10 protein-coding genes, 1 tRNA gene and 1 pseudogene are annotated in these 11,992 nt (G+C 69.5%); 5 read left to right on the forward strand and 7 right to left on the reverse strand.

Going from position 1 to position 11,992, the window contains the following annotated elements; all coding sequences use genetic code 11:
• Nucleotides 1-84 precede the first annotated feature (84 nt).
• Nucleotides 85-3,696 (forward strand): hydantoinase B/oxoprolinase family protein, encoded by a 3,612-nt coding sequence (locus CCR97_RS28945; RefSeq protein WP_111355569.1) that lies wholly within the window; start codon nt 85-87, stop codon nt 3,694-3,696.
• 155 nt (nt 3,697-3,851) lie between these two features.
• On the opposite strand, the gene CCR97_RS28950 is transcribed toward CCR97_RS28945, so the two are convergent.
• Nucleotides 3,852-4,748, reverse strand: coding sequence for an NmrA family NAD(P)-binding protein (locus CCR97_RS28950; RefSeq protein ID WP_111358605.1), 897 nt, complete (start codon nt 4,746-4,748; stop codon nt 3,852-3,854).
• 231 nt (nt 4,749-4,979) lie between these two features.
• Here CCR97_RS28950 and CCR97_RS28955 point away from each other — a divergent pair, with 231 nt between their 5' ends.
• On the forward strand, nt 4,980-5,354 hold the full coding sequence (locus CCR97_RS28955) for a winged helix-turn-helix transcriptional regulator (RefSeq protein ID WP_111358611.1): 375 nt from the start codon (nt 4,980-4,982) through the stop codon (nt 5,352-5,354).
• A gap of 77 nt (nt 5,355-5,431) precedes the next feature.
• Here CCR97_RS28955 and CCR97_RS28960 read toward each other — a convergent pair whose 3' ends face one another.
• The 3 genes from CCR97_RS28960 to CCR97_RS28970 form a co-directional block, all read right to left on the reverse strand.
• The gene (locus CCR97_RS28960; protein WP_201160141.1) at nt 5,432-5,881 is read right to left on the reverse strand and encodes a HipA domain-containing protein; all 450 of its coding nucleotides are present in this window, start codon (nt 5,879-5,881) and stop codon (nt 5,432-5,434) included.
• A gap of 91 nt (nt 5,882-5,972) precedes the next feature.
• Entirely contained in the window at nt 5,973-6,257 is a 285-nt protein-coding gene (locus CCR97_RS28965; RefSeq protein WP_111358612.1) for a helix-turn-helix domain-containing protein, read from the reverse strand.
• 211 nt (nt 6,258-6,468) lie between these two features.
• Nucleotides 6,469-6,553: transfer RNA gene (locus CCR97_RS28970), tRNA-Leu, on the reverse strand.
• Between the two features lie 126 nt (nt 6,554-6,679).
• Here CCR97_RS28970 and CCR97_RS28975 point away from each other — a divergent pair.
• Complete coding sequence (locus CCR97_RS28975; RefSeq protein WP_111358606.1) at nt 6,680-7,447, forward strand: flavin reductase family protein; 768 nt, start codon at nt 6,680-6,682, stop codon at nt 7,445-7,447.
• A gap of 17 nt (nt 7,448-7,464) precedes the next feature.
• Here the strand turns inward: CCR97_RS28975 and CCR97_RS28980 are convergent, their stop codons facing one another.
• Together CCR97_RS28980 and CCR97_RS28985 are read right to left on the reverse strand one after the other, a co-directional pair.
• Nucleotides 7,465-9,102: a M6 family metalloprotease domain-containing protein gene (locus CCR97_RS28980; RefSeq protein WP_170145947.1), complete on the reverse strand. Its 1,638-nt coding sequence runs from the start codon at nt 9,100-9,102 to the stop codon at nt 7,465-7,467.
• A gap of 429 nt (nt 9,103-9,531) precedes the next feature.
• On the reverse strand, nt 9,532-10,053 hold the full coding sequence (locus CCR97_RS28985) for a hypothetical protein (RefSeq protein WP_111358608.1): 522 nt from the start codon (nt 10,051-10,053) through the stop codon (nt 9,532-9,534).
• A gap of 258 nt (nt 10,054-10,311) precedes the next feature.
• Between CCR97_RS28985 and CCR97_RS28990 the strand changes: the two genes are divergently transcribed.
• On the forward strand, nt 10,312-10,605 hold the full coding sequence (locus tag CCR97_RS28990; RefSeq protein ID WP_111358609.1) for a hypothetical protein: 294 nt from the start codon (nt 10,312-10,314) through the stop codon (nt 10,603-10,605).
• Nucleotides 10,606-10,823: 218 nt separating this feature from the next.
• Here CCR97_RS28990 and CCR97_RS28995 read toward each other — a convergent pair whose 3' ends face one another.
• The gene (locus CCR97_RS28995) at nt 10,824-11,180 is read right to left on the reverse strand and encodes a DMT family protein (protein ID WP_111358610.1); all 357 of its coding nucleotides are present in this window, start codon (nt 11,178-11,180) and stop codon (nt 10,824-10,826) included.
• A 204-nt stretch (nt 11,181-11,384) separates the two neighbouring features.
• Between CCR97_RS28995 and CCR97_RS29000 the strand changes: the two are divergent.
• A pseudogene (locus CCR97_RS29000) lies at nt 11,385-11,992 on the forward strand (hypothetical protein); the annotation flags it as partial.

An 11,992-nucleotide genomic window follows, 5' to 3' on the forward strand; every position in this document is an offset into this window, starting at 1 on the left:
CTGGCTCGACCACGACGAGACGGCCGGCGGCCCGACGGCTGTCACCGGTACGAGCGTTTCGACAAGGAATTTAAGAGAGTTTCGATGAGTTGGGATTTCTGGATCGACCGCGGCGGCACCTTCACGGACGTGATCGGCCGCGACCCGGCGGGCGCGCTGCACGCGACCAAGCTCCTCTCGGAAAACCCCGGCGTGTATGGCGACGCCGCGGTGGCGGGCATCCGCAAGCTCCTCGGCCTCGCGCCCGACGCGCCGATCCCGACCGGGGCGATCGGCGAGGTGCGGATGGGCACCACGGTCGCCACCAACGCGCTCCTGGAGCGCAAGGGCGAGCGCACCGCCTTCGTCACCACGCGCGGCCTCGCCGACGTGCTGGAGATCGGCTACCAGGATCGCCGAAAGATCTTCGCCAAGCAGATCATCAAGCCCGATCAGCTCTACGAGCGGGTGATCGAGGCAGACGAGCGCGTGCTCGCCGACGGCACGGTGGAGCGCCCGCTCGACGAGGATCGCGCGCGCCGCGATCTCCAGGCCGCGTACGACGCCGGCATCCGGGCCGTCGCCATCGCACTGATCCACGGCTTCCGCTTCCCCGCGCACGAGACGGCGCTCGCCGATATCGCGCGAAGAATCGGCTTCACCCAGATCTCGGTGAGCCATCAGGTGTCGCCCTTGATAAAACTGGTCGGGCGCGGCGACACCACGGTGGTCGACGCCTATCTGTCGCCGATCCTGCGCCGCTACGTGGCGCAGGTCTCGGAGGAGCTCGACGTCGCGCGCACCGGCGCCCGGGTGATGTTCATGACCTCGGCCGGCGGCCTCACCGGCGCCGATCTGTTCCAGGGCCGCGACGCGATCCTGTCGGGCCCCGCCGGCGGCGTGGTCGGCATGGCGGCGACCGGCGAGGCGGCCGGCTTCGACGCCGTGATCGGCTTCGACATGGGCGGCACCTCGACCGACGTCGCCCATTTCGACGGCACGTTCGAGCGCGCCTTCGAGACCGAGGTCGCGGGCGTGCGGCTGCGCGCACCGATGATGCTGATCCACACCGTGGCGGCGGGCGGCGGCTCGATCCTGCATTTCGACGGCGCCCGCTTCCGGGTCGGCCCCGACTCGGCCGGTGCCGTGCCGGGCCCGGCGAGCTATCGCCGCGGCGGCCCGCTCACCGTCACGGACGCCAACCTGATGGTCGGCAAGCTGGTGCCGGAATTTTTTCCGGCGATCTTCGGACCTGATCAGGATCAGCCGCTGGACGCAGAGGTAGTCCGTGAAAAATTCGCCGCGCTCGCAGCGCAGGTGGGTGACGGGCGCAGCCCTGAAGAAGTCGCCGACGGATTCCTGAAAATCGCCGTCGCCAACATGGCCGAGGCGGTAAAGAAGATCTCGGTGCAGCGCGGCTACGACGTGACAGCTTACGCGCTCAACTGCTTCGGCGGCGCCGGCGGCCAGCACGCCTGCCTGGTCGCCGACGCGCTCGGCATGGAGAGCGTGCTGGTGCACCCGCTCTCCGGGCTCCTGTCGGCCTACGGCATGGGGCTCGCGAGCATCCGGGCGACGCGGTTCGAGAGCATGGGCGTGCCGCTCGACGGCGCCGCCGCCGCGCTCCGCGCAGCGCGTGAAAAGCTCGGCCGTGCGTGCCTCGGCGAGCTCGCCGGCCAGGGCGTCGCGGCGGCCGACGCGAATGTCGGCGTGACGGCGCATGTGCGCTACGAGGGCACCGACACGGCGCTCGACATCCCGGTGCCGTTCGCGGGCGACGTCCTGCCCGCCGCCGCGCTCGCGCAGATGCGCGAAGGCTTCCTGACGCAGCATGCGACGCGCTTCGGTTTCGTCGACCGGGAGAAGGTCCTGATCGTCGACGCCGTCTCGGTCGAGGCGATGGGCGGCGCCGCGCCGCAGTCGGAAGCGACGCTCGTCGAAGAGGCCGGCGACGCCCCTGCCCCGCACGAGACCCGCCGCTTCTTCTCGGGCGGCGCCTGGCACGACGCCGGCATTTTTCTGCGTTCACAGCTGCGGCCCGGAGACGTCGTCACCGGGCCGGCGATCGTCATCGAGCCGAACCAGACGATCGTGATCGAGCCCGGCTGGCAGGCCCCCCTCACGGCGCACGATCATCTGGTGCTGCGGCGCGTCGTCGCGAGGCCGCAGACGGAGGCGATCGGCACCAGGGCCGACCCGGTGATGCTCGAGATCTTCAACAACCTGTTCATGTCGATCGCCGAGCAGATGGGTGTCGCGCTGCAGAACACGGCGTACTCGGTGAACATCAAGGAGCGGCTCGACTTCTCCTGCGCCGTGTTCGACGCGTCGGGCGCCCTGGTCGCCAACGCGCCGCACATGCCCGTGCATCTCGGCTCGATGGACCGCTCGGTCGAGACCGTGATCGCGCAGAACGACGTGATCAGTCCGGGCGACGTGTTCGCCCTCAACGCGCCCTACAACGGCGGCACCCATCTGCCCGACATCACGGTCTGCACGCCGGTGTTCGACGTGGCCGGCGAAAAAATCCTGTTCTGGGTGGCGAGCCGCGGCCACCACGCCGACGTCGGCGGCATCGCGCCCGGCTCGATGAGCCCCAAGGGCACGACGATCGAGCAGGAAGGCGTCTACATCGACAACTTCAAGCTGGTCGATCGCGGCCGGCTGCGCGAGGCGGAGCTGATCGCGCTCCTGACCGGCGGCCCCTGGCCGGTCCGCAACGTCGTGCAGAACGTCAACGACCTGAAGGCCCAGGTCGCGGCGAACCAGCGCGGCGCCGCCGAGCTGAACAAGATGATCGCCCATTTCGGGCTCGACGTCGTCACCGCCTATATGGGCCACGTTCAGGACAACGCCGCCGAGAGCGTCCGCCGGGTGATCGATCGCCTCTCCGACGGCGCCTTCGCCTACGAGATGGACGACGGATCGGTGATCCGCGTCGCCATCACGGTCGACAAGGACAAGCGCGAGGCGACCGTCGACTTCACCGGCACGCAGACGCAGCGGCCCGACAACTTCAACGCGCCCGCACCCGTCACGCGCGCGGCCGTGCTCTACGTGTTCCGCGTGATGGTCGACGCCGACATCCCGATGAACGCCGGCTGCCTGCGCCCGGTGCGGCTGATCGTGCCGGCGGGCTCGATGCTGTCGCCCGTCTACCCGGCCGCCGTCGTCGCCGGAAACGTGGAGGTGAGCCAGGCCGTCACCAACTGCCTGTTCGGTGCGCTCGGCGCGCTCGCTGCCGCGCAGGGCACGATGAACAATCTCACCTTCGGCGACGATCGTTATCAGTACTACGAGACGATCTGCTCGGGCTCGCCGGCCGGCCCGGGCTTCGACGGCGCGCCCGCCGTGCACACCCACATGACCAACTCGCGCCTCACCGATCCGGAGATTCTGGAGACGCGCTTTCCGGTCGTGCTGGAGGAGTTTTCCGTCCGCCGCGGGTCCGGCGGAAAAGGCCGCTGGAACGCCGGCGACGGCACGCGCCGCACGATCCGGTTCCGCGAGGCGATGGAGTGCGCGCTGCTCTCCGGCCACCGCCGGGTGCCGCCCTTCGGCCTCGCCGGTGGCTTGCCGGGCGAGACCGGAAAGAACATCGTGCGCCGCAACGACGGCACGCTGGAGGAGCTGCCCGGCGCCGCCTCGACCGTGTTGGACGCCGGCGAGGCCATCACCGTGATCACGCCGACCGGCGGCGGCTACGGGATGGGGTGAGGTGCGGGCATTCCGGGGCGGTGTTGAACCGTCGTTCCGGGGCGGCGCGAAGCGCCGAGCCCGGAACCCATATCCCCTGTATCGCGTGAGCCACCGATGCAGGGCGTATGGATTCCGGGCCCGCGCGCTGTCGCGCGCGTCCCGGAATGACGGAGTTAGTGTTCCCCGGTCAGGATCGTCTTGTTCGCGGCGAGCCAGGCGTCGAAGCTCTGCGGCCGGCGGCCCGTGATCTTGAAATAGTCGTCCGTGACATGCGCGAAGCGGCCGGCGGCGGCCGCGGCGTCGAACGAGGCGAACACGCGGGCGATCGGCTCCGGCACGCCGTGCGCCACCATGCCGGCGACCAGCGCGTCGATCGTCACCGGCACCACGGCGAGCGGCTTGCCGAGCGCGGCGCTCACCTTCGCGGCGATCTCGTCGCGCGTCAGCGCCTCGGCGCCGGACAGGGTGTACGTGTGGCGCCCGGTTTCCGATCCGGCCAACACGGTCGCGGCGGCGCGGGCGAGATCGTCGCGGGCGATGTCGGCATAGCCGCCGCCGGCCGCGGCCGAGTACCAGTGCCCCGAGGCGAGCGCCGCCGGCAGCGCATGGGCGAGGTTCTCGAAGTACCAGTGATTGCGCAGCACCGTGAACCCGGGCAGCCGGCTCGCCGCCAGCGCCTGCTCGGTACCGAGATGATCCGGCGCGAACAGGATCGGCGAGTTCTCCGGCAGCGGCATCGACGTGTAGACGACGTGGCGCACCCCCGCCTTCTCGGCCGCCGCGACGGCGGCCTGGTGCTGGGCGAGGCGTGCCCCCGGACGGTCGAGCGTGTCGGTCGAGATCAGCAGCAGCCGGCCGACGCCGGCGAAGGCCTTGTCCAGCGACGCCGCGTCCTCGAAGTCTGCGGCCCGCACGGTGACGCCCTTGTTCGCGAACGCGGCGAGCGCGTCCGGCTTTCGCGAGGTCGCGACGATGCGGCCGGGCGGGACTGCCAGGCTCTCGACCAGATGGTGGAGGACGCGACGGCCGAGATGGCCGGAGGCGCCGGTGACGAGCAGGGCGTCGGACATGAAGGGCTCCTGGACGACGGATTGAGGGCAAATCGAGACCTGGTCTCGTTCAGAGACCTGCTCTATACTGGAGCCCAGCACCGCCGGTAAAGACGGCAGCTTTTCGTCACCTGGTCACACGCAGGGAACCACCCTGGGGAACGATCCATGGCCCGCCGCACCGCCTCACCGCCCCCCGACTGTCCCGTCGCACCGGCCCGCAGCGCCGCCGTCGACACGCTCGTGCGCGTCATGGCCGGCTTCAAGGGGCTCGATTTCGACGCCGCCAACTGCCCGGTACGCGACGTGCTCGATCACCTCGCCGGCAAGTGGACGACGCTCCTCCTGATCATGCTGGCCGAACGGCCGCACCGCTTCGGCGAACTGCGCCGCGGCCTGCCCGACATCTCGCAGCGGATGCTGACCCAGAGCCTGCGCGACCTCCAGCGCGACGGGCTGGTGAGCCGCCACGTCCACCCGACCGTGCCGCCGAGCGTCGAGTATCGCCTCACGGCGCTCGGCGGCTCGCTGCTGGAGCCGCTCGCCGCCCTGATCACATGGGCCGCCGACAACCACGCGACGATCCGCTCCGCCCGCGAGGCGTTCGAGCAGGCCACGGCGGCGTGAGGGGAGCGCGGCGCGGCCCGGCCCCAACCGGACCCGGCGGTCGGACAGCGCCGGGTGTACCGGACTCGGCAGATCGGCTACGAAACCGCGACAGACTTGCCACACACGGCCGCGCGTTCGATCAAGCGCTCCGTCAAACGGTCGATGATGGGCGTGTCGAGCCCTTCCGCGCGCGCCTTCGTAAGCGCGGCGCTCGCCGCATCCGGGAGTCTCGCGGCCATCGCGGCGAGCCGCTCGATCAAGCTCTCGGCATCGACGCGCATCTCGCGCGCGAACTTCTGCCATTGACGCGCGCCGACGAGGCCGAGCTTGTATTCGCCACCGATCTTCATGGCGAGCTTGACCTTGCGGAGGTCTAACTCTTCATAGGGAAGAATGCTCGCCACGTCATAGAGCGGCGCAAGGCGGACACGGCCGCGACCGAGCAGCAGCGAGTAGTTCTTGGCGTGCGCGTCGGTGCCGCCGATGAGCCAGTTGAAGCCCAGAGCGTCGATGAACGTGTCGACGTCGACCTCGCCATGCGCCAGGCGTCGTCATAAAGAAACCTGATGCCACCGCGCGCATTGCGTCGGACGCGGCCGACCTCCTTTCCGTCGAGAAGTGCGACGAGCTCGCCGGTCACGGCTTCGCCTGTCTGGCCCTGGCCACGATGGCGTCGATGTGGACGCCGTCCGACGGCGGGTGATCTGATGCTGGTCCGACGGCCGCATCGAGACGAAGGCCGAGAACATCGATGGCACGAAGTACAAGTGCGAGCTCCGCACGGGGGTGGCCACGCTCGATTTCCATGACCCATTGGCGGCTGACGCCGATCCGCTTGGCGACGGTCGCCTGATCGAGGTCGAGGTGCTTGCGCCGATCACGGAGAACGGCGCCGAGATCGGCAGGTGTACGGACGAGCATGGGGATTCCAAGGTTACCGTTCGCGGACATCAGCATATGTCAGCGAACGGCGACAATTGAAAGTGTCGTCGTTCGATAACATTTTTGACCCCTGACGCCTTTTTGACGACCACACGGCTGCGCGGTCTCTGACCGCGATACGCGCCGACACCGAGCCGGTGCCGGTCGCTCCCGCATACCTGGGGTCCGTGGTGGAATCTCGGTGGCGCGGTGGTGCCGGTGGTCGGGATCGAACCGACACTCCTTGCGGAACACGATTTTGAGTCGTGCGCGTCTACCAGTTCCGCCACACCGGCGCGGCGCGGACTATAGCGGCGCGCCACGCCGCCGCCAACCGGCGCGGGGGCGCTTCACCGGCGGCTCGGCTATGATGACGGGGCCGCCGGAGTCGCCGCTCCGCCGTGCCGCCCCGGAGCCCGCCGATGCCCGCCCGAAAGCCTGCCCGCAAGACTGTCCGCAAGCTCGCCCGCAAGTCTCCGTCGCGAGCCGCTTCGAAGCCCGTCGCGGCACCCGCGCGCGCCACGGCAAAGACGGTGCCGAAAGCCGACACCAAGGCCAAGGCGGCCCGCGGGGCGACGCCGGCGCGTGCCGCCGCGACGCCCCGCGCCACCGCTGCGCAGCGGCCGCGCCCGGTCAAGAAGGTCGACTTTCCGGTCGAGGACGTCCGCCGCTTCCTGGAGCCGGGGCCGATCGTGCTGGTCTCGTCGTGCTTCGAGGGCGAGACGAACATCATGACGCTCGGCTGGCACATGGTGATGGGCTTCGAGCCGGCGCTGGTCGGCTGCTACATCTGGAACGCCAACCACTCGTTCGGCTTGATCCGCCGCAGCAAGGTCTGCGTCATCAACGTGCCGACCGTCGACCTCGCCGAGACCGTGGTCGACATCGGCAACTGCTCGGGCCGCGACACCGACAAGTTCGAGACATTCGGGCTGACGCCGCAGCCCGGCGTGATGGTGTCGGCACCGCTGATCGCCGAGTGCGTCGCGAGCTTCGAGTGCCGGCTCGCCGATGCGAGCCTGATCGACCGGCTCGGGCTGTTCGTCTTCGAGGTGGTGAAGGCGCATGCCGCGCCGGCCGCGATCAGGACGGCGCCGAAGACCCTGCACTATCGCGGCGACGGCGAGTTCATGATCGCCGGCGAGACGACCCGCCAATGGCGCCGCCGCTTCCGACCCGAGATGCTGTGAGGCAGGCGGCTCCGCCGTCACGTGACGCGGCGTGACCTCTTGGCACCCGCCGACTTGTGGTGCTTGGCATTGACCTTACGGGGCGCGGCGCGCGCTACAGCGGCGACACGGCGCGGCTTCCCTTTCGCGGCTTTGGCCGCGAACTCGGACGGAGACTTGGCGCCGGATCCGGGCGCTGCCTTGGCGGTGGCCTTCCGGGTGGAACGCGGGGCGGCCTTGGGGGCCGCCTTGCGGCCAGACTTTTGCACCGCCCTCTGCTTCGCCGGCGTGCCCTCGGCCGCGCCGTCGTCAGCGGCCGCCTCCGCGGCATGCGCCGCCCCGGCAGCGGCGAACTCGACTTTCAGGGTCACCACGCCGTCGGCGTCGAACTTGATGTTCTTCAGGGTGATCCCGGAGCGCCTCGTGCCGAACGAGGTGGAGGTCGAGCCGCCGTCGCCGAGCACGTTGTGTCCCTCCGCGCCGGGGAACGGATCACCCTCGTCGCCCTGCTTCCAATCGTCCGGCCGGTCGAGGTCGTTCCGCCCGTCGGCCTGGACCAGGGACATGCCGGGACTCTTCGCAGACGTCATCTCCCGCGGCTCGTCGACCTTCCAGACCAGTAGGCCCTCGCCCGGCAGGTCGTGATCGAAGCCGGTGCGCCGGCGGCTTTCGAGGAGCAGATACTGCCGCGGCTCGAACCTCGGGCTGACCAGCTTGACGACCTCACCGGAGGTCGGCGTATGGGGCCTGATCGTCAGTTTCTGGCTCGACGTGACGGTCCGCGACGTGATCCAGCCGTGCTTTAGCTTGTGCAGAGCCGCCGGATGTGCCGGCCGCGCGCCGTCCCCGTTGTAGGATCCGCCGGCCATCAGATCCCAGCGGCCTGAGCCACTCCACTGACCGTCCACCCCGTAGTTCGGATCGTAGAAGTCCTGCCATTCGAAGGCGAGGTGGCCGAGCTCGTGGGCGCATACCCCGACCTTGCAGTCGTGCGGAACCACCAGATAGATGGTCGCCGCCAAGTCGGGCGCGACCTGAACCGGATTCCGGAGCTGCCACTTGTGCGACCAGATATGCGCGCCCTGAAGTGGACGCTGCATCACCTCGGCGCCGCGTCCGGAATGGACGATGAACAGCGCCGTAATGATGCCGCGACCGAACTTGTCGAGCCCACTCGAGAACGTCACGTTTGCGGCGAGCGCAGCTTGCACCGCGTCCTCGGCGAGACGGGGCGCGTTGTGCGGATAGCTGTCCCATTTGGTGCCAGATTCCCCGTTCGTGTAGTAGGAATAGGGTTGCGGCATGCGGAACCAGCCCTCGACCGTACCGCTCACGTCGACCTTTCCGGTACTGACCTCGGCGTAGTAGTCGCGCATGCTGCCTGTCGGATAGGTGTCGCGCGAGAACAGCAGACCCTCGTAGTGCGCCTTTGGGATCAGGCCGGGCCGGTCGGGAAAATCGACCAGCAGAACCTTGACCTCGATACTGCCCTGGACGGGTTGCGAGGGCAGCGCGAGCCGCAGCGGACCGCCCGGCGCTGGCGCGAACTGGGCGCCGTCGTCCATGCCGACGAGCCCGACCGACGGATCAACAAAGCCGATCTCCTCGAGATACTGGTTGAACGACACCGTCCCGTAGCGGTCGGATCGTCGATATTCCATGAAGATCGACGTCATCACGTCGGGCGACGGCGGCACCCGGCAGGCGAACCGGCCGTCACCTGCTTGACATCGGCAGGTCCACCCCGAGCTCGAAACGCGAAGTCGCATGGGAGCCTCCCGTGTCTTCGGCCGCATCGAAACGGCCGCCCGAGCCATCCCCCGCCCACGTCGCGAACGTCGCGCGGCACGACCGGTGCGCGCGACGATGCGGCCCGCGCCATCACCGGCGCAGAAGAGACGACAAAGATCGCGAGGCGAATGGGAACCAACTCGAAGTCGCGTGCAGAGAGGCTACTTTTCTCTATTTCTGATTGCAAACAACGAGAAGGTAAATTGCTCGTGAGGACACTTAGTGCACCGTGCGCGGGCCTCGGCGGATTGCCGCCGGTCGTCGGTCGCGACCGGACGTGACTTTAGGAACGCGGACCAGGGAGCGCCACGCTATCACCGCCGTTTGAGCGTGTAGATGACGTCGTCCCAGGCGAACAGCGCGGTGTTGCGGTCGCGGAAATGGTAGGTGAAGAAGCCGCCGGCGCAGTCGACGTCGACGCTCGGCACGTCGGCGCCGCCCTTGGTCAGGCCGAGATCGCGGGCGATGCGGTCCTGGCTGCCGTCGGGCAGCAGGCCGCGGAACAGCGCGTCGGTCGGATAGGTGCCGACCTGGTACATGGCGCGCTTGCAGGCGAGGCTCTGGTTGGTCGAGACGATCGCGCCGGGCTCGAACGTCACCTCGGTCGCGACCAGCTTGCGGCCGTGCTCGACGAGGCTGTTGCGCTCCTTGCTGCGCACCCACGGCGCCGGCGCCGCCTCGACGATCGACCACTTGCCGATCAGCCCGTTCCGCTCGGCCGTGCCGGTCCTGTCGACCTTCTCGGTCCTGCCGGCCTTCTCGGCCGCGGAGGCGAGCGGCGCCGCGCCTGCCCCGAGCACGAGCGCCGCCACGAGCGTCAGCGTCCAGGTCCTCATCTGCTCCGGCTCCCCCAGTCGTCGTCCCCATCGTGGAAGAAAAGCCAAAGCGCGGCAAAATTAGGAACACGGCGCGGCGGCGTCGCGCGCGCTCGCCGCAAATCCGGTGACGAGCGCCGGCCGGACCGGGGTCGTTAACCCGCCGTTAAGAGGATGCCTCGCCTTTGCCCGATCGGGGCCGAACACCCGCCCCGATGTCCCGGTACGAGCCTCCCGCGGCCCGACCGCAGGAACACAACCGATCGCACCGGCACGCCCATGACCCCGTCCACCATCGACCGCTGCGGCTTCGACGAGACCCGCGCGTCCCGCTTCCCGCGCTTCCGCGCCGCCGTGCTGGCCGAGCTCGTGGCCAGCGCCGCGCTCGTCCTGTCGATCGTCGTGCTGATCATGGTGGTCGGGCTGCAGATCGGCGAGGCGGCGCCGCTCCAGCCGCAACCCACCGAACGCGGGCTGCCGATCGCCGGGCTGGTGAGCTTCGGCCTCGTCGCGCTCGGCGGCCTCACGGTGCTGATCACCAGCCGCGGCCGCGCGCTGCGCCCGCGCGAGTGATGATTTCGACGCAACGGTTAAGACTCGTGTCCCGGACGCGGTGCAACGCACCGCGAGCCGGGACCCAGGGCGACCCGATATGGCGCCCGCCGTGCCGCCCCTGGCCCCGGCTCTGCGGCACATCGGGCTCGTCGCCCGCTGTGCCTTGTCCGGGGCACGCCGCCGGGACCGGGGCGCGCCGTGATATGTCCAACAGTGGGTGCTGAAGAACGTCCCCCTCACCACTTGTGGAAGATGAAGAACGCGCCGACCGCCACGAAGGCGAAGCCGAGGGCGTGGTTCCAGGCGAGCGGCTGGTTGAGATAGAGCCACGAGAAGCCGGCGAAGATCACCAGCGTGATCACCTCCTGGATGGTCTTGAGCTGGGCCGGTGCATAGACGGTGGCGCCCCAGCGGTTCGCCGGCACGGCGAGGCAGTACTCGATGAAGGCGAGCCCCCAGGAGATCAGCACCACCTGCCACAGCGCCACCTCCTTGAAGCGCAGGTGCCAGTACCACGCCGTCGTCATGAACAGGTTGGAGGCGACCAGGAGGACGACCGGCAACACATAGGGCGAGGTGACGAAGGACGGCATCTTGCAACCTTTCGGGGGGCGACGGCTCGGAGAACCGGCATGGCCGGCCGAGCCGGCGAATCGAGTCGTCTCATCTGATCACGCCGCGACGGAAATACGGCGCCCCGGCCGTAACGGGGTCGCAATTCGTGCCTAGCGTCGCGGTTCACGTCTAGACCCACGATGCCCAGCGCGATTGCAGCTCGTCACAACCGCGGAGCCCGCATGCGTCCCGTCCGTCCGTTCCCGACCGCCCTGCTCGCCGCTCTCCTCGCCGTCGCGATCGCGAGCCCGGCCCCGGCGCAGGCACAGGCACAGCAGAAGTCCGGGCCGGCCCCCGCCCCCGCGGCGGCCGCGCCGCGCCCCTATCCTTCCATCGCCGTGACGTTGCCGAAGCCGGTCGCCGATCCGAGCTTCGAGGCGTTCCGAAAACAGCTCGGCGAGATCGCCGGGCGCAAGGACCGCACCGCACTCGCCGGCCTCGTCGCGAAGAGCTTCTTCTGGACCGCGTCGCAGGGCGAGAAGGCCGACCGCAAGAAGCCCGGCATCGACAATCTCGCCGCCGCGCTCGGGCTCGACGCCGCCGACGGCGAGGGCTGGGAGGCGCTGGCGAGCGCCGCCGCCGATCCGACCCTCGAGGCCATGCCGCAGAAGAAGGGCGTGTCCTGCGCGCCGGCCGCCCCGGCATTCGACGGCAAGGCGTTCGAGCAGCTCCTCAAGAGCACGCGCAGCGACGTCTTCGACTGGGCCTATCCGGCACTGCCCGATCTCCCGGTCCGCTCGGGAGCGGGTGCCGACGCGCCGGTCGTCGAGACGCTCGGCGCCGTGCTGGT

Source organism: Rhodoplanes elegans, assembly GCF_016653355.1.
In the GTDB taxonomy this organism is placed as follows: domain Bacteria; phylum Pseudomonadota; class Alphaproteobacteria; order Rhizobiales; family Xanthobacteraceae; genus Rhodoplanes; species Rhodoplanes elegans.